Below are 19366 nucleotides of genomic sequence, written 5' to 3'. Positions count from 1 at the left end.
TCGTTTACAAGTTGGCATGACGAAGTAGTTAATGCTTTCCTATTACCATACTCTAACGGTTTTACAGAAGGTTGTAACAACAAAACTAAAGTATTGAAACGGAATAGCTATGGTGTTCGTCATTTCGGTCGATTTAGAGCTAGATTACTGATGATTTTGCCTAGTATCTACAACAAACCTGATATATCTGTATCTGTCGCTGCATAGGCTATTAACTATATTATATGATAGTAGACTCTCCACAAAAAAAGAAACATAAGTGGGGTTACTTTGTAGTGCCTAAAATTAGTTACATCCATTGTATCTCACTTATGTTTCCTAGTATTTTATTATATTTACATTTTTATACAGTTCTTATATTAAAGAAACTGAACAGATTAATTGCTGTCCCCAAAACTTGATAAAGAGCCCTTTTTTTGTTCTATAATAACCCTTGCTCAATGAGTAGTGGTTATTTTGTAGCATAGTTTACGTTGAATACATATAGCTATTAAGGTATAATGAAATTAATTTTAAATACCATAACTATAATACTATCGAAAGGGAGAGATATATAACACGACTATGTTTTGAATAAGTTATCAAACTATGTAAATTTTTATAGGAAGGTGAACTATATGGAGAAAAAAGTAGAGGAAATGCAACAAGGTGTTGTGACGATGGCTGTAGAAGCATATCGTTTGAATGCATTTGTTAAGTCGTTAGTACCACGTATAGCTGATGAGCGGTTTTTAAAAAGATTGACCAATCAAATTGCGCGTTTTGATAAAATGTTTGCCGAAGGACTGAATACTGCAGGGTTAGAATGGATTGATTTTACTGGCCGTGAATATGATCCAGGTTTGCCAATAGAACCAATCAATATGGAAGAATTTACTGAAAATGATGAGCTTATGATAGAAGTCATGTTAGAGCCTGTAGTAAAGGTTAAAGATTCTACTACAATTATCAAAAAAGGAATTGTTGTTCTAGGAGGGAAAGAGAAATGAAATATTATGTAGGGATTGATTTAGGAACGACAAATAGTGTAATTTCTACCTTTGATGGAGAGAATGTACGAGTATGGAAAAGCAAAAAAGATCAGAATGATGTGACGCCTTCTGCCATTTATATCGATAAAAGAGGGAAACGTTATTATGGTAAAAATGAGTATATTAAATATTCCCAAGACCCAGATAGATGTGCTGTGTTGTTTAAACGATTCATGGGGACTAGTACAAAGATTAATATAGGCGATGAAACGTTAACGCCAGAAGAATGTAGTGCAGAAATTCTTCGCGAACTATATAAGAATCTACCAGAAGAAATTCGTGAAACTGATGAAGTAGGTGTAGTGATTACAGTGCCAGCGGCATTTAATCAAATGCAGAATGCTGCTACTCTAGAGGCGGCTAAACTGGCAGGATTTTCACATGTTAGCCTGATGCAAGAGCCTGTGGCTGCGATTATGAGTGTGATGATGCAGAGTAATACTAATGCAAACTTCCTAATCTATGACTTAGGTGGAGGCACATTAGATGTAGCCATTGCTGAAAGTATTTCGGGAAAAGTGAATCTTTTAGCACATGGTGGAATGGTTATGTGTGGAGGGCGTGACTTTGACCGTTTATTATTAAATAATGTAGTAAACCCTTGGATTATGGAGAATTATTCACTACCTGATGGATGGCAAAGTAAGAAAGAATATAAAAAAATAACACGGATTGCTTCCTACTATATTGAAATGGCAAAAATTGAACTTTCATCAGATGAAGAGGCCACTATAGTAGGTGAAACTGGTGTACAAGATTTAGATGGGGAAGATATTTATTTAGACATCACTATTACACGGGAACAGTTTAATGAATTAATTAAGCCTCTTGTGGATCAATCGATTCAAGCTACTCGAGAAACGATTGAAAAATCAGGTCTTGGACCAGATGAATTTGATAAAATTGTATTTATTGGAGGCCCTACTAACTACAAACCGCTACGTGATATGGTGGTGAATGAGTTAGCGATTCAAGGTAGCATTGAAGTAAATCCAATGACGGCTGTTTCTGAAGGAGCGAGTATTTATGCGGAATCTATCGATTGGGAAAGTTCTACCAATACGAGAAAAACGAATAAAGCAGTTATTGAAACAGACAAAACATTGGGCTTGAGCTTTAAATATATTTCTAGAACAAATGATGATAAAGCTAAAATTTTAGTAAATTTATCTAAAGAAATTGAAGGATATACATTGGAGGTTACTTCTGTAGATACTGGTTGGACTTCTGGTAGTATTAAGCTAGCTAACAAAGCGAGCATAGTAGTTCCATTGAACAAAAAGGGGAATAATACTTTCACAGTAGAAGTCTATAACGAGCAAGGTAAAACGATTTCTGTAGAAAATAATAAAATTGTTATCGCCAAAACATTGGCAACGGTTGGTAATATTCTAGCGTCTCATTCGATTGGGATTGAAGTGCAAGATACGACAAATAGTAAAGAATCCACTTTAGACTATATTGTTAGAGAAGGGGATGTATTACCATGTAAGGGACAACGAAAATTCCGTGCTACAGAAGCGATACAAGCAAAATCTGCGGCCTCTTTGAATTTCAAATTATGGGAAGGAGAAATTGAAGATTGTGCAGATGACAATCGTTTTATCGGGTACATGAAAGTATCTGGTCAAGATTTTGATTATGGTAAAATCATGGTAGGGGCCGAAATTATTTGTGACTATACTGTTGATGAATCTGGTGGGGTAAAGATTGAAATCTCCATTCCAAGTATTTCAGAAGTATTCAACAGCGATAGAAACTTTTATGCCCGTGAAGAAGGACAAATGGACTTAGATAATGCAGCAGATGAGCTATCTAAACAAGGTAAAGTCATTTTAGAAAAAATCAAAGACTTAGGTGAAAGTATTGAGACGGGTCATGAGGAACTCGAAAGTGCAGGTGAGCTAGCATCTCAAGCGATGAATGTGGAAAACCTTGACCGTGAAGATATTCAACATTTATATGAAAAACTCTTATCCCTTCGTAAGAAACTTAATGGAATTCGTCGTGATAATTTAGTTCCTATTCGTAAAGCGCAATTAGAGTTTTTAAAAGAGTTTTACCATGAATCCATTGTGCCAATGGATATTCCAAAAGATGTACATGATCGGTATGAGACGTATTTTGGACAAGCTGAGAGCGTTATTTCTGCTAAACACTCTGCATTTGAAAATATCATTAATGAAATTAAAGGTTTCAATTACTATGTTAATGAGAAATACGACCCTATCTTTGTGTTTAAATGGTTGTTATGGCAATTGGAACAACCTGAAAAATATAGAAATATGGATCGCTTTTATGCTATTAAGCAACAAGCGCTTGCGGCCATTGATCAGGGAGATAGAAATACAGTATGTCGCCTAATAGAAGAATTGTTAGATATAAAGATTGATGTTAATGAAGAAGATGCAGCTTTATTGGCCAATATTGTAAAAGGGTAGTTTTATAGAAAAAGGGTAATCACATGAGACTATCTGAAAATGCATTTTATCTGTTAGGAACGAGTCCCTATGAGCAAAAATATAGAATTATAGATAAATGTAAAGATAAGCTATTTGAAGAAGATGATGATGGGGTAGATTATGAGGCTCAACAGAATATATTGTTGAGCCCAGTTAAACGTCTTCATGAGGAAGTTAGATGGTTTTATTCTGAAGATTTAGATATATTTGAAAGCATTAAGCATAGGGTGGAGTTATTTGAACATAAGGCATTTCAAATGCAATCTCCGTTGGCACGGATCAACTTGCTGATCTATTCTATGATGGAAGGCAAAGTTCCCCGTTCGCTGTCAGATCTAGTTTTATCGCTTGACAAAGCATATAACGAGATTGATTGTGAATCCATATTGCTAGAAATTAATGAAGCTCGTGAAGTAGCAGGTATATCTGCTGTAAAAGATGCAAAACAAATGGATAAAGAGATTGAATCTTTAAAAGGTGATATTCGTCAATCCTTACAATATATTACTAAAGAGCTACCATCTTCTATGTATATGAGGGAAGCGTTATACATATCGAAGGAAACTTATGGAAGAGGACATTATAATGATATTGCCACAGAGTTTTTAAGTGTATATCATCTTGATATTCAATGCAAAGTATCTGATTTAGAAGAACTAATTTTAGAGCAGTTACAACATAAAGATAGAATATTATGTAAAGATTTATTTAAAAACATACAAATGCACTTTGAAGAAATCTTTGAGTTAGAGGCTCCGTTAGTAGAATATAGTTCGATTCATGATGTTGAGTTAGGGTCTAGAAAAATTTTTACTGCATTTAGAAATATATTGATCGAGAAGATAGATAGAGATGGTATAGAAGCTATTTATGCAGTGCTACAGGACTTGAAAGGTATTTGTGCATCTAATACTTTCTGTATAAGACAATTAGAAATAGATACAGATGAAATTGAAGAAATCATAGGGAAACCAGCTGTTAAGGTTAGGGAGCAACATAGACGTAGCTCAGAAAAAGTGAATACAAATAGTATAAGTACTGAACAAACTGCTGAGGAAGTATCGGAAGATTATTTGGATAAAATACTAGATATGGACGGATTATTAGTGGAATATGTGAAGCATGAAGTTAATGCGGGGCCTAATAATCTATCTGTTTATCACAACTATTTTATTCCTTACATTGATACGGTTATACAATCAATGTATAAAAACCCAGAGTTCTATAAAAATAAAAATGATGTAGAAGAAGTATCTGAATATATTGCAGGTATATATCAATATATGGCAAGAGGACTCTTGTATGCTGGAGCCTTTGGATTATCTTTAGCATGCTTAGAGAGTGCTTGTTATTATGTAAAAAAAAGCAATAATCCAGAGCGTATTAATGAAATATATACGGAATATGAGAGAATTAAGGACTTTTATGAACGAGAAGTAGAGCCTCATTCACAGAAGAAATTAAAATTAGATGAATCTATGATAAATTCACTTATATCCGATAAAAGCAAGAAGGAAGATAGCTCTAAGACAGAAGACTTTTTAGGGTGCTTATTTATTATTGTCATATTATTTATTGGTTGGGCAATAGCTGGATTTAAAGGGGTAATTATATCTATTATAATCATGGTTATTTTTGGGGCTCTTGGTTTATTTTTGGAGAAACAAGAAAAATAAAGTTATTGTCTTTGAAGATTAATCATGATTAAAATGAGATTCTATTAATCAGTAGTGACCCTAATATAATAGCTATATAAAATAAGGTGAAAATAATGAGACTATCAGACAATGCATTTTATCTGTTAGGGGCTAGTCCCTATGAGCAAAAGTATAGAATTATAGACAAGTGTGAGGACAAGCTATTTGAAGAAGATGACAATGGAATAGATTACGAGGCACAACAAAATATATTATTGAGCCCTGTAAAACGCCTTTCTGAAGAAATTAGGTGGTTTTTTTCTGAAGATTTAGATGTGTATGAACGTGTTAAAGACAATGTAAAGTTATATGAGGATGCTGCTTTTGAGATGCAATCTCCACTGGCAAAGATTAATTTGCTCCTGTACTCTATGATGGAAGGGGAACTATCTCGTCCATTTCATGAAGTAGTGCTTGCTATTGATACGTTCTATGATGACATTGATTATGAGGCTGTATTAAAGGAAATTAATGAGGTTCGTGAAGTAGCAGGGATTTCTGATATCAAGGAAGTAGAACAAATTGAAAAAGAAATAGAACGTTTACGAAATGACATTCGTCAGGTCTTTCAATATGTAGCAAAAGAAATATATTCATTATGTTATACGGAGGATGCTTTAAAGGTAGCAGAGGAGACATATAATTGTGGACAATATAGTGATATTGCTACAGAGTTCTTAGGGATGTATCATTTAGATATTCAGAACTGTATCAATGATACGCAGGCGATTATACAGAGTTTATTCTCTAGCAATCATGGTATCTCATGTGGCAGGCTACTAGATATTGTGGGGCCACATTTTAAAGAAATATGTGAACTAGAAGCACCTCTGATGGAGTATTATTCTATTCATGATATTATGTCAGCTTCAAAAGAAGTGTTTGAGCAATTACGGGAAGTTTCTATCGATCAACTTTCAGATACGAATATTCAAGAATCCGTTTACTTTATAGAGACGTTACGGCAATTATGTATTTCGAATAGTAAATTTGTGGAACAATTAGATACTGATTTATCTCAGCTTCGAGAATTTAGTACGATTGTTCAATATAATGAGTATAGTATACAATTGAATGCGATGATAGAACACATGCAACGAGAGGTGTTGTATGAGTTTGGTCATGAAAGCAGAACACTTCGCTTTTATAATGATTACTTTCTTCCTCATATAGTAGTTTTAATCAATAAAATTTTTAGCAGTTTACAGCTTAGTACAAGTCAAAAAGAAGAATTGGCGGGGGTAGCTGCTTATGCATATTTACACATGGCGTGGGGCCTTGCGTATGCACGGAACCTAAAATTAGCGAAAAATAATATGGAAGTGGCACGTACATATGCTAATAAAACGAATAATCGAGAAGTGATTCGTGGTGTAGAGGAACAGTATGAATCCATCAAAAAATATTATAATGAAATTGGAGATACTATAGATTCGAGCTCTTATTCTTCACGGACCTCTAGCAGTAGCTCTAGGTCTTCTTCATATACATATTCGGAATCATCTTCGAGCTCTTCCAGTGATTCGGGTTGCGGTTGTTTCATTGCTCTTATAATATTAGCAGTTGCTTCAAGTGTAGGTGGCCCCATAGGCTTTTTTATTGGTTTAGCTATTCTGGGATACTTTTTTAATGATAAATAATTATGTATAGTTGCTGTAGTTACTAATTTAGTGAAAAAACATATAATGAAGGTAAGAGCATGTGAATATTAGGTAGTTAGGTAGGTGGACTCTATGTTAGATACTAATACTCTAAAATAATTGAAAAGAAGAGAAGGAGTTAAATCATGTTTTGTATGTTTTGTGGAGCAAAAGTTATTGAAGGCAGTAAATTTTGCTTACAATGTGGAGCTAGACTTGATCAGGATAAATTAGCTCTTGAGGATACATCTATATCGATTGAGGATGTTGAAAGATATAAGTTTGTGCAAGCGATGCCTCCGCAGTCAAATAGAGATACAGGAGATAAGGACAGTCATGAGTGTATCACCGTGACACGGGAAGAAACAAAACCTGTTCCGAGAACTAGTGATACTTCTTTTGAAATTTTGAATACGATGATCCCAAAGAACTTTGAAAATGATTCTGGTATTAAAATGCAAGAATCACAGGGCAATTCGTCGCATCAAATCCCTCAGTTTAAAAAAGATTTAGAATCCTTTCAAACCGTAAAAGTTTCTGGTGGATCTCAGGAGATAACTACTGCTGCGCAGCCTATAGAAAAGGATGAGAATGACAATACTACGAAAATATTTGTAGGCATAATAGTTGCCTTATTGGTCGTAATGGTAGGAAGTATTTTATATCAATCCTCTTCATCGAGTTCTAACGGCTCTTCTCTTACTTCTAGCTCACATCCAGAGAAAAACAAGGATCAAGCATTGCAGAAAAAAGAAGAACTAGCCAGAGAAAAAGAAAAGCATGAGCAAGAGGTGAAAGCTTTAGAGAAAGAAAAAGATGAGTTCAAAAAGGAATGAGAACTATTACAAAAAGAGATGGCGGAGGCTCGTGACGGAAGTACTTCAAGTTATAGTTCCAGTAATAGCTCAAGTTACATGTATGGTTCCTCTTCTCGTGACTATGCAGTTCGAAATGCTCGAAGAGCGCTTATCGATTATCATAAAGCTATATCCGATGGATATATCAGCAGTGCCTATAATATGTTAACGACACATCGTCAAGAAGTAATGGGCGGCTTATCTAGCATGCGTCAAGGTTATAGTACAACAGTTTCTAGTGTTCTTACCTATGCACGACCAACTTCCATTTCTGATGATAGTGTAACCTTTGATTATAAACTAGATGCCATTGACAATATAAATGGTCAACGTGTGTATCAAACCTTCGTCGGCGATGTAACAATGGTCAAAATTGGAGGTCGCTGGTATATGGATGATATGTCTGGACGAGTGATTTAACGTAGGCTTTAAATTGTCATTCCCCCTCTACTCGTGTATAATAGCAAGTATAGAGATTTTTAAAGGATAAAGAATTAAACAGGAGGCATGGAATGAATCGATTCCAAATGGAACTCGCAGGTCGTACGTTAACGATTGAAACTGGCGAGTTAGCAAAACAAGCAAGTGGTTCTGCATTGGTACAATATGGTGATACGGTTGTATTGGTTACAGCAACAGCATCTAAAGAAGCGAAAGATATCGACTTCTTCCCTTTGACAGTAGATTATGAAGAAAAAATGTATGCTGTTGGTAGATTCCCAGGTGGCTTTATTAAACGTGAAGCACGTCCACCAGAGTCTGCGATTTTAAACAGCCGTTTAATTGACCGTCCAATTCGTCCTTTATTCGATAAAGGTAGCCGTAATGAAGTCCATGTAGTTGCTACAGTTTTGTCTGTTGATCATGACCATGCACCTGAAATTTGCGCATTAATTGGTGCATCTGCAGCATTGTCTATTTCAGATATTCCATGGGCAGGCCCAATTGCAGGAGTTCGCATGGGTCTAGTCAATGGTTCTATCGTTGTGAACCCAACAGAGGCGCAATTAGAAGAAACCACATTGAATATGGTAGTGGCTGGTACAAAAGATGCGATCTTGATGGTAGAAGGGGAAGCAAACGAAATCCCTGAAGACATTATCTTAGAAGTTATCATGACAGCCCATGAAGAAATCAAAAAAATCGTAGCTTGCCAAGAATCTATGGTGGCGGAAATTGGACATGCAAAACGCACATTCCCAATTAAAGAAGTAGATCCAGTGGTAGCAGAAGCAGTTCGTACCTATGCACATGCCAAATTAGATGCAGCTGTACGTTGCGCAGATAAAGTACAACGGGAAGAACAACAACAAGCGGTATTCGAAGAAGTATTAGCTCATTTCGAAGAACAATTCCCTGAACAAGCGAGCGATATTTATGCTACCTTAGAAAAAATGGTAAAAGAAATTGTACGTCATATGATTACGGTAGAAAAAATCCGTCCAGATGGTCGTCAATTAGATGAAGTTCGTCCGATTTCTTGTCGCGTTAATGCATTACCACGCACACATGGTTCTGGCTTATTTACACGTGGACAAACACAAGTATTAAACATTTGTACATTGGCTCCGTTATCTGAAAAACAAACCATCGATGGCATTGGTTTAGATACAGAAAAACGCTATATCCATCATTACAACTTCCCATCTTACTCCGTAGGGGAAACTCGCTCTTCTCGTGGTCCTGGACGCCGTGAAATCGGTCACGGTGCATTAGCTGAAAGAGCGTTACTAGCGGTGCTTCCAACAGAAGAAGAATTCCCATATGCTATGCGCTTGGTATCTGAAGTATTAGAATCCAACGGCTCTAGTTCCATGGCCAGCGTGTGTGGTTCTACCTTATCCTTGATGGATGCAGGGGTACCTATTAAAGCGCCAGTAGCAGGTGTTGCTATGGGACTTGTGACACAAGATGCACATTATACGATCTTAACAGATATCCAAGGTATGGAAGATGCTCTAGGTGATATGGACTTCAAAGTAGCAGGTACTACAAAAGGGGTAACTGCTATTCAAATGGATATTAAAATTTCCGGTTTGTCTCGTGAGATTTTAGAAGAAGCTTTAGCACAAGCACATAAAGGTCGTATGCACATCATGGGTAAAATGATGGAAGCTATTGACGCACCTCGTGAGGAAATGTCTAAATGGGCTCCGCGCATTGTAACGATGAAAATTGATCCAGATAAAATCCGTGATGTAATCGGCACTGGTGGTAAGGTGATTCGAGGCATCATTGAAGAAACAGGTGCTAAAATTGACATCGAAGATGATGGCACAATCTCTATTGCTGCCGTAGAAGCAGAAGCTGCTGAAAAAGCAATCCAAATCATTACAAACTTAACAAAAGAAGTTGAAGCTGGTGAAGTGTACATGGGTACAGTCACACGCTTGATGAACTTTGGTGCTTTTGTAGAAGTATTACCTGGTAAAGAAGGATTAGTACATATTTCTCAACTAGCAAGAGAGCGTGTTGAAAAAGTAGAAGATGTAGTGAATGTAGGCGATGAAATTATGGTAAAAGTTATCGAAATTGATGACAAAGGCCGTATCAATTTATCCCGTAAAGAACTATTGAAGTAGTAGAGGTGTAACATGGATATTCGTGGATTTGAAGTGGTATCTGCGTTTGAGAGACATGATATTAACTTACCGAAGCGCAAAACTTCTGAGAGTGCAGGGTATGACATTGAGTGTGCAGAAGCTATTGTAATAGAGCCTAAAGAGACAGTTTTGATTCCCACCGGATTAAAAGCATTCATGCACTATGATGAATATTTAGCGATTCATGTTCGCTCTAGTATGGCTATTAAACGAGGTTTGATCTTAGTTAATAGTACAGGTATCATTGATTCCGACTATTATAACAATGAAGATAATGAAGGTCATATTATGATTGCTATGTACAATATGACTGATGAGCCTGTAGCTTTGTTAAAAGGTGAAAGAATTGCACAAGGGATTTTCTGTAAATATCTATTGACGCATGATGATGATGCTTGTGGTATTCGTGTCGGTGGCATTGGTAGTACAGGACGCCAATAAGTATGTTTTTAATTCAATACTGTAAGTAGTACCTTGAGCTTTTATTGGATAGGACTATACATAAAGAACCTAAGCGTTATAGTTTAGGTTCTTTTACATGGATAGGGGATAGGACCTTGAAAGATTGAATTTCATTATGAATTTGGGGTATAATGTAATGTGATGTAGAATATCCTGAGGAGGACGTACTGTGTTTAGTTATGCAAAGCAACAATGGGAATTAGGAAAAACTATATATAGGAGTCAAAGTTGGCAAGAAAAACGAAGAACGCTAGTTTTTACCCTGCGAGCTATTAAGAATAGATCGGAAATGACTCAACTTCAGGAGTTCTTTGATGCCTATGAGGTGTATCCTGGTTTATTGAAAGCGCAGGAAGGCATTTGGGAAATAGTGACGAGAGTATTCTTGTATAAGAATTCAACAGCTTCCGAACGTACAGATGCAATTATCCGTCACTTTTCTGTATTGCCGGATTATTTTTTAGAGAGTACGATTCAACAATTATATAATCCTAATGAAGAAGGCATCATACTTTGGAACTCTGAAGACTTAGCATTAGATGCAAAACTTCGTTTTATTCCGGGGCAAAGAAAAGAAGGCCTCCTGACATTAGTATTGCGTTATGAAGATCATGGCTTATACCACATTAATTTTAGATTTGGTAAGGATACACAGGGAAACCCATGTATTTGGGTAGGTACCATTCAAGGATATAAAGATGGACTAAGTAGAGCCAAACAGTTAACAAAAAAAATGCATGGATATCGACCTAAAAACTTTATCTTTTTTTTGCTTCGTCAATTAGCAACCAATATGGGGATTCAACATATATATGCGGTATCTGATGAAGGATTTTTTTCTAATTCACATGCATTGCGATTTCATCGTCATAAATTAGTAACATTTGATGAGTTTTGGCAAGAACTAGGTGGTCATGTATGGGACGAGGATGCTAGATTTTTTGTGATTCCTGTTGAAGAAGAACGAAAAACGTATGAAACAGCTAAGACACATAAGCGCAATATGTATCGCAAGCGCTATGAGATGCTAGATACTTTTATAGAGGAAATTCGTCGTCAAGTAGATACATTCTTGCGAAGAAAATAGGAGGATTGCCTATGAAATGTCCATATTGTCATCATGATGAAATTAAAGTAACAGATTCTCGCTCAACAGACGATAACAACATTCGTCGTCGTAGAGAATGTATGAATTGTGGAAAACGTTTTACGACGTATGAAGTCATCGAAGATCTACCTATTATGGTTGTTAAAAGAGATCAAAAAAAAGAATTATTTGATCGGTCTAAATTGATGAATGGACTTTGGAGATCTTGTAGTAAACGTGGTGTGTCTACAGATCAATTGGAAGCCATTGTCAATGAAACAGAAAAACAAATTCGCATGGAAGTAGAACAAGAGATTAGTACTGAGCGTATTGGAGAGATTGTATTATCTTTATTAAAAGATGTAGACCAAGTCGCTTATGTTCGATTTGCTTCTGTGTATCGTCAATTTAATAATGTAGAAAGTTTTTTACAAGAACTACATGAATTATTGGATAATCATGGAAAGGATTTAAAGCATGAGTGAGTTACATCCGATTATTGGTGCTAGTATTTCTGACCATGTAGATACCTTAAGTGCTACATTTGAGGTCATGAATGTCATAGAAGAAATGGCAGCACGATGCAAAGTAGCGTTGGCAACAGGAAATAAAATATTATTTTGTGGAAATGGAGGCTCTGCAGCGGATTCACAGCACATAGCAGCGGAGTTAATTGGCCGCTTTCAAAAGGAGCGACGTTCTTTGGCTGCCATTGCATTGACCACGGATACATCCATCCTAACAGCAGTGGGTAATGACTATGGATTTGAGGATATATTTTCTCGTCAAGTGGAAGGGTTAGGTCGTTCTGGAGATATTCTAATCGGCATTTCTACTTCTGGCAATAGTAAAAATGTAGTGAAAGCTGTAGAAGCCGCACGCAATGTGGGTATGCATACCTTTGCGTTCACTGGTGAAAGCGGTGGGAAATTAGCAGAACTTTGTGACTTAACGTTTGCTGTACCCTCTAAGGTGACAGCGCGCATTCAAGAAATGCATATTTTAGCAGGTCATATTTTATGTGAATTGGTGGAAGAAGAGTATGCGTAATCGCACATTACAATCCTTTTTAACGAAAGAACTACCCTCTTTGCGGGTGGGTGTCATTGGAGATTGCATGTTGGATCGCTATATTTTTGGTAATGTGACACGTATATCGCCAGAATCTCCAGTACCAGTGAATGTGGTAGAGCGAGAAACAGAGGTGCTAGGTGGAGCTGCGAATGTAGCCAATAATCTGGCTCGTTTAGATTGTGAAGTACACATGGCAGCTCGTGTTGGTAACGATGCACATGGCTTGATTGTACGACAACAATTACAGGATAATCGAATCCATAGTCATGGAGTATTTGTAGAGGATGGTATTCCCACAACAACAAAAACACGCATTCTAGGAGGACAACAGCAGATTGTTCGTCTAGATTACGAAGTAACGAAACCTCTTACAGAAGATAGTGAAGAGCATATCTTACATTGGCTAGATGTATTAATCGAAAAGAAATTACAAGGGCTCGTAATTTCGGATTATGGTAAAGGCGTTTGCCAACCGTCCTTATTAGCACAAGTGTTCGAACGTACCAAAAAGCATGGTATTATGACGATTGTGGATCCTAAAGGATCTGATTGGTCAAAATATAATGGAGCGACTTGTATTACCCCCAATGTGAAAGAGTTAAGTGTGGCTGTTGGTTATGAAGTGGAAAATACAGATGAAGCTGTTGTACAAGCAGCGCATCAAATCTTAAGTCAAATGGATTTGGAATTCATCGTTGTCACACGATCAGCTAAAGGCGTTACGTTCGTTCGTAAAGATGGTAATATATGGCACAATGGAGAAACAAAGAAACAGGATGTATTTGATGTAAGCGGTGCTGGTGATACGGTGGTGGCTATGATGTTAACTACCTTGATAGCAGGACTTTCTGTACGAGCCGCTCTAGTAGCAGCTAATGCAGCGGCAGGCATTGTAGTATCTAAGGTAGGAACCTACCCAATTCATCGTCAAGAGTTATTAGACTTACTATCCAAGATCAAAGCCAAAAAAGAAGAAAAAGAAATGCTGTATTCTGTAGAGGCTTTGGCGAAAAAAATTCGTACCTGGCAGAATCGAGGGGAAGTTGTCGTATTTACTAATGGATGTTTCGATATTTTGCATCGTGGACATTTGACGTACTTGAAAGAAGCGGCTAATTTAGGAGATCATTTAATAGTGGCCCTTAATTCGGATGCTTCCGTGCGGCGTTTAAAAGGTGAAAGTCGGCCTATTAACCATGAAATAGATAGAGCTTTATTAATGAGTTCATTAGGGTTTGTAGATGGGGTTGTATTATTTCAAGAAGATACACCAGCAGAAATACTTTCAAAGTTGCGACCAAATATTTTGGTTAAAGGTGGCGATTATAAGCCAGAAGATGTGATTGGAAAAGAGTTTGTAGAAGAGGTTCAAATTTTACCATTTCAAGATGGATATTCTACGACGAGCATCATTGAAAAAATTCAAGGATCAGTAGAGGAAGGAACACTATGATTATTGTTACAGGTGGCGCTGGATTTATCGGCTCCAATATTGTAAAAGAATTAAATAACAAAGGTCGTAACGATATACTTATCGTGGATGACCTGACAGATGGTCGTAAAATTCGCAACATCGAAATGCTTGATTTTGCAGACTATATTGATTATGAAGATTTTGATACGGCAGTAGAACAAAATACCTTTGATTGTGGCCCTATTGAAGTGGTATTCCATGAAGGTGCTTGTGCAGACACTATGAATTATGATGGCCGTTTCATGATGAAAAACAACTATGAAGGGTCTAAAAATCTATTTCATTATTGTCAAGAACGAAGAACACCATTCATTTACGCATCCTCTGCATCTACCTATGGCCATGGTACAAAGGGATTTAGAGAAGATCCTGAATGCGAACAAGCATTGAATCCCTATGCATATTCAAAATTATTATTTGATCGATATGTGGCAAAATATAGAAACAGTTTACAATCTCAATGTGTAGGCTTACGTTACTTTAATGTATTTGGTCCTAACGAGACACATAAGGATAAGATGGCCTCATTAGTACGTCAAATGTATTATAAATTGATGGAAACTGGCGAAATTACGTTGTTTAAAGGAATCGATGGTTATGGAGATGGAGAACAAACTCGTGATTTCATTTATGTGAAGGACGTAGTGAATGTCAATTTCTATTTCTGGGAACATCCTGAGATCAGTGGTGTATTCAACTGTGGAACGGGTCATGCCCATACGTTTAATGAATTTATGAAAGCGGTTATTTCCTTTGCTGGAAAAGGTGACATTCGTTATATTGACTTCCCAGAAGTATTAAAAGGGAAATACCAAAGTTATACGCAAGCAGATACTACAAAGTTATTAGCTGCAGGTTATGACAAAGGATTTACACCATTAGAACAGGCGGTTCATGAATATTGTGCATTATTACGAGATAATGAAGGGTATGTAAAATAATGGAAACTAGACAGGTATTATTTTTAGATCGTGATGGCGTCATTAACGTTGATGTAGGATATTTATCAAATCCAGAGCAATTGGAGTTTATTCCAGGAGCTATTGACGCTATGAAAGAGGCTCAAAAACGAGGGTATGATATTATTGTGGTGACCAATCAAAGTGGTGTAGCCCGTGGTTTCTATACAGAACAAGATGTTGTGGCTTTACATGAAGAGATGTCTCGTCGTTTAGAAGCGCAAGGTGTTACAATTTTGGCGTATTATTATTGCCCACATCATCCAGAAGGAAAGGTAGAAGCCTACACAAAAACATGTGAGTGCCGTAAACCAAGCCCAGGTATGCTTAGAAAAGCTATTGAAGAATGGAATGTGGATGTAGATGGTAGTTTCCTTGTAGGGGATAAACCATCTGATGTGCAAGCAGCTGAATCTATTGGTATGCGTGCATATCCATTTGAAGAAGAAAACTTAATGACCTTCTTAGAGCCTATCTTCGCATGGGAAGAAGGGCGTAAGTTATTGGGATTATAATTAAGGACTCTTTATATGGCTAGCCCTAATATTTACTATAGCGGTTAGGAAAATTATATAATCAGGATGTGAGAACCCCTTAGATGTGTATGTACATCTAAGGGTTTCTTTTTCAAGAGCCACATGTATTAGAAAATGTTTTTATTTATATTATAAAAAAATGTAATAGTGACAAAAAATGTCATACATGTTTTGATATAATTAAGTAAATATATGAAAAAGTATGCGTGAAAGTGTACTTAACTACTCATAAAGTGTTGAAGAAAGGGGGCGAGAGCGTGTTTTGTCCTAATTGTGGTAAGCAAATGGAGGATAGTTCGGCTTTTTGTCCTGAATGTGGCATGAAGAATGAAAATCTAATGATTGATACAAATCCAATCTCGCAGATACCTAATCCAAATATGCAGCATTCACAACAGCCAATGGGACAACCTCAAATGCCTACGAATTCTTATCCAATCTCTAAAGGTGATAAAGAGTCCAAGAATGTTATTAAATTTATTTTAATTGCTGTTGTTATGGTAGTGATTTTTATCATGGGATTAGGTGCGTATCAGTTACATGTAGAAGAACAGTATATTGATAACGTAAAAGGAATGGAGTTTGAAAATGAACATTATGGTCACCGGAGATATGAAGAGATTGTAGTAGCAATGGCCAGATATGTTACTGGCGACAAAGGAATCACTAAGAAGGACTTTGAGTGGGACTATGATGAAGATGGTAAAAATGTTGTTGTAACAGCTACTTGTGATGGACCTAAAGGAAAGGTTATTATAAAAGCGTATACACGTGAAAAAAATAATTATGTGACATCCGATTCAAATCGGATTACTGTTTCGTATAATGGAAAAACTTCCACATTAACAGAGTTATTTTAAAAGATAGGAGACTATTATGTTTTGCTCAAAATGCGGTAATGGAATGAATGAAACGGATAAATTTTGCCCTAGTTGTGGCAATTTAAATGCTAACCAAGCTTCAAATCAGAGTCAACAAAATAATCAGGCCGCACCTAACCATGGTCAACAAGGTCAAATGAATGGTCAAGTGCCACCACAACAAAATATGAATGTGCCTCCGCAATATGCTCAACCTACGTATAATCAATATCCACAAGGTCAACCACAATATGCGCAACCAAATTATAATCAACAGCCACAAGGACAAGCGCAGTATACACAGCCTAACTATGGTCAACCACAAGGGCAGCCTAATTACCAAATGAATGGAAATCCGGCAGGAGCAGCCTATGGTAATCCACAACAGGGGATGTATAATACCGATGCTGTTGAGTATGTAGTATCATCAAACTTATTTTTAAACTTTAAAACGGCATTAACTGAAAAATATGCTAGTTTTGAGGGCCGTGCAACACGTTGGGAGTATTGGAGTTTTCAAATTGTGTACATGATTATAAGTTTATTGGCAGCTGCTATTAATGATAAGTTTGGTTCCTTGATTAGTTTACTGTTCTTCCTTCCGAACATTGCGTTAAATGCTAGACGATTGCATGACACTAATCGTTCAGGATGGTATATGTTGATCCCTATTTATGGGGCAATCCTAATAGCATTTGCAGAAAGTGATCCATTGCCAAACAAATATGGTAAAGTAAGAAAACAACCTAATCAATAGTAAAAAGGATAGTATATGAAATTTTGTACGAACTGTGGAACACAACTTAAATTGGACGATAAGTTTTGCTTTCGATGTGGGTGTCAATCGCAACCGTTAGAAGGTGTAACAGAGAATACAACCGTGTCGCCTACAGCAACGATGACTCAAATGTATGTGCCGGCTATTGTGGAAGAGTATAAAAAGGCAGGGGCACTACCTGATTATTATAGGATCAGTTTATTATTGAATAAAATTCGTGAGACAGAACCGTCTAAGCAGGTAGATGATTTACAAGAGATAGCCTACTTATACAGTCGTATTGATGTGTTATATCATAACTTAGGGATAGAACCGAAGGCTAATGTAGGAGCGACGTTGAATGCACCTAATACAACAAATGGTGCCAATACATTAGAATATAACCTTCCACCATCTACTCAGAATACTACTGTACCTAGAACTGGATCTCAATGGAGCCATTATGCTGGACTAGCTGCAGCATCGTTTGGAGGGACTTTCTTAGCCCATGAATTGAGTCGTTTTTTACACAGCCATTCAGTAGGAGATACAACGAGTAGTTTAAGTCATCTGAACTTATCAGATATATCTTTAATGGATCATAGTATGAACTCATTAACGGATGTATTTAACGGTTATCCTGACTTAGGCTTGTCGACTCCATTTGATAGCGTGCAGGGATTAAATGATATTCCTATAGGTACAGATGTATACCCTGGGGATCCATCATTGGGATTTTCTGATGCATTAGCGTCTGGTCAATTAGGTTTGGATATGGATACACCTGCATCGGGGGATTATACAGGTCTATTTGAAAATGCAGATCTTGAATATGATTCTATCGCAGATTCCCTATCGCTGGATGATGCTGGTGACTTGTTAGCAGACGCTGGTGATAGTGGTGGAGATTTGTTAGATACACTATTCGATTTGTTTGATGCTTAAAACCTATTATATACCATGGTTAAAAAAATACTATAATCTGAAAGCGTCTAGTCAATAAGGACTAGACGTTTTTCTTTCATCCAATGTGGCGGTTACTTGTGATTGTATGAAGTTAGTTAGGAATCTGTGTTATAATGTAGATAAGATAACCAATACAGATAGTATTATCCAGATTCTATTTGCAGTGCATGGATAAGATATTGTTACAGTAACGGAGGTAGGATATGACAGAATTACACATTTGTTTAGCCTATGTTACAGTATGGGCTATGTATCAATTATGGTGTTTGAATCGTTGGATTGGATTTAATCCATTTGCTACTTCTAAAGAAGAGACAACAGCAGAAACCGTAGGGACCACGTTAGAAAGCATTTTACATTTTATGTCTGGCCGTGTGGTGGCTATTCTCATTGCGATTGCGATGGGATGCACTGGGGCTGTAGATGTAATCGGTATCTTAGTGGTGAAAGCCTTTGTTCGAGAGCCATTGTGGGTTCAGTATGGATTAGTTGTACTTGCCTGTGTGGCAATCATTCTATCCATTAGGACGAGTATAGTGGTGTATCGAGTCATAGGTAGATCGGCGGAACAAGAACATCCAGATGCCTTCTTTGTTCGCTATGAAAATCTGTTTGGAAGACCAAGATTAGAAAAAATTGTAGTACGTGCATTACATGCCATATATACAGTGCTAAGTATATATGGAATTGTGATATTGTCACAGATACTAGGAATCATATGATATGCTAGTGTACCGTCCCGAGGGCATGGGATTACAATTGTATTGAGCCATACATGTAGTTAGTATTGATAAGTTTTTAATAGAGGCTGTAATGAAATTAAAGGCTCTTTATCAAGTTTTGGGGACAGCAATTAATCTGTTCAGTTTCTTTAATATAAGAACTGTATAAAAATGTAAAT

Annotated in this window: 19 protein-coding genes and 1 pseudogene; all 20 read left to right on the top strand. The window is 36.7% G+C overall.

Features of this window, described 5'->3' with window-relative positions:
• The coding region (locus EO122_RS07835) for a transposase (RefSeq protein ID WP_164725999.1) at window positions 1-207 on the top strand (207 nt) is incomplete at its 5' end.
• A 410-nt stretch (window positions 208-617) separates the two neighbouring features.
• Entirely contained in the window at window positions 618-989 is a 372-nt protein-coding gene (locus EO122_RS07830; RefSeq protein WP_127010102.1) for a hypothetical protein, read from the top strand.
• Window positions 986-3472, top strand: a complete 2487-nt coding sequence (locus EO122_RS07825; protein ID WP_127010101.1) for an Hsp70 family protein — start codon at window positions 986-988, stop codon at window positions 3470-3472. Before EO122_RS07830 ends, EO122_RS07825 begins: the two co-directional genes overlap by 4 nt.
• A 23-nt stretch (window positions 3473-3495) precedes the next feature.
• Window positions 3496-5169, top strand: coding sequence for a hypothetical protein (locus EO122_RS07820; protein ID WP_127010100.1), 1674 nt, complete (start codon window positions 3496-3498; stop codon window positions 5167-5169).
• Between the two features lie 95 nt (window positions 5170-5264).
• Entirely contained in the window at window positions 5265-6830 is a 1566-nt protein-coding gene (locus tag EO122_RS07815; RefSeq protein WP_127010099.1) for a hypothetical protein, read from the top strand.
• Window positions 6831-6976: 146 nt separating this feature from the next.
• On the top strand, window positions 6977-7666 hold the full coding sequence (locus EO122_RS07810) for a zinc ribbon domain-containing protein (protein WP_127010098.1): 690 nt from the start codon (window positions 6977-6979) through the stop codon (window positions 7664-7666).
• A gap of 78 nt (window positions 7667-7744) precedes the next feature.
• A complete protein-coding gene (locus EO122_RS07805) occupies window positions 7745-8107 on the top strand; it encodes a hypothetical protein (RefSeq protein WP_127010097.1) in 363 nt (120 codons plus the stop codon).
• Window positions 8108-8199: 92 nt separating this feature from the next.
• Window positions 8200-10269, top strand: a complete 2070-nt coding sequence (locus EO122_RS07800; RefSeq protein WP_127010096.1) for a polyribonucleotide nucleotidyltransferase — start codon at window positions 8200-8202, stop codon at window positions 10267-10269.
• 12 nt (window positions 10270-10281) lie between these two features.
• Entirely contained in the window at window positions 10282-10731 is a 450-nt protein-coding gene (locus EO122_RS07795) for a dUTP diphosphatase (protein ID WP_127010095.1), read from the top strand.
• Between the two features lie 190 nt (window positions 10732-10921).
• Complete coding sequence (locus tag EO122_RS07790; RefSeq protein ID WP_127010094.1) at window positions 10922-11839, top strand: DUF535 family protein; 918 nt, start codon at window positions 10922-10924, stop codon at window positions 11837-11839.
• A gap of 11 nt (window positions 11840-11850) precedes the next feature.
• Window positions 11851-12324: a transcriptional regulator NrdR gene (gene nrdR, locus EO122_RS07785; RefSeq protein WP_126938215.1), complete on the top strand. Its 474-nt coding sequence runs from the start codon at window positions 11851-11853 to the stop codon at window positions 12322-12324.
• Window positions 12317-12889, top strand: coding sequence for a D-sedoheptulose 7-phosphate isomerase (gene gmhA, locus EO122_RS07780; RefSeq protein WP_127010093.1), 573 nt, complete (start codon window positions 12317-12319; stop codon window positions 12887-12889). Before nrdR ends, gmhA begins: the two co-directional genes overlap by 8 nt.
• Window positions 12882-14366, top strand: coding sequence for a D-glycero-beta-D-manno-heptose 1-phosphate adenylyltransferase (gene rfaE2, locus EO122_RS07775; RefSeq protein ID WP_127010092.1), 1485 nt, complete (start codon window positions 12882-12884; stop codon window positions 14364-14366). Before gmhA ends, rfaE2 begins: the two co-directional genes overlap by 8 nt.
• Window positions 14363-15328 (top strand): ADP-glyceromanno-heptose 6-epimerase, encoded by a 966-nt coding sequence (gene rfaD, locus EO122_RS07770; RefSeq protein ID WP_127010091.1) that lies wholly within the window; start codon window positions 14363-14365, stop codon window positions 15326-15328. The genes rfaE2 and rfaD overlap by 4 nt, the downstream gene beginning before the upstream one ends.
• Window positions 15328-15861: a D-glycero-beta-D-manno-heptose 1,7-bisphosphate 7-phosphatase gene (gmhB, locus tag EO122_RS07765; RefSeq protein ID WP_127010090.1), complete on the top strand. Its 534-nt coding sequence runs from the start codon at window positions 15328-15330 to the stop codon at window positions 15859-15861. Before rfaD ends, gmhB begins: the two co-directional genes overlap by 1 nt.
• 227 nt (window positions 15862-16088) lie before the next feature.
• Window positions 16089-16202 (top strand): annotated as a pseudogene (locus EO122_RS08450) (zinc-ribbon domain-containing protein); the annotation flags it as partial.
• A complete protein-coding gene (locus EO122_RS07760; RefSeq protein WP_240632682.1) occupies window positions 16203-16742 on the top strand; it encodes a hypothetical protein in 540 nt (179 codons plus the stop codon).
• Window positions 16743-16758: 16 nt separating this feature from the next.
• A complete protein-coding gene (locus EO122_RS08415) occupies window positions 16759-17499 on the top strand; it encodes a DUF805 domain-containing protein (protein WP_127010088.1) in 741 nt (246 codons plus the stop codon).
• Window positions 17500-17514: 15 nt separating this feature from the next.
• Window positions 17515-18444: a zinc ribbon domain-containing protein gene (locus tag EO122_RS07750; RefSeq protein WP_127010087.1), complete on the top strand. Its 930-nt coding sequence runs from the start codon at window positions 17515-17517 to the stop codon at window positions 18442-18444.
• Between the two features lie 224 nt (window positions 18445-18668).
• Window positions 18669-19187, top strand: a complete 519-nt coding sequence (locus EO122_RS07745; protein WP_127010086.1) for a hypothetical protein — start codon at window positions 18669-18671, stop codon at window positions 19185-19187.
• Window positions 19188-19366: the final 179 nt, after the last annotated feature.

Origin of the sequence: Veillonella sp. CHU110 (assembly GCF_003992255.1) — a bacterium.
Lineage (GTDB): Bacteria > Bacillota > Negativicutes > Veillonellales > Veillonellaceae > F0422.
Note: the sequence above shows the minus strand (reverse complement) of the source record. Positions and strands in the feature narration are given on the sequence as shown.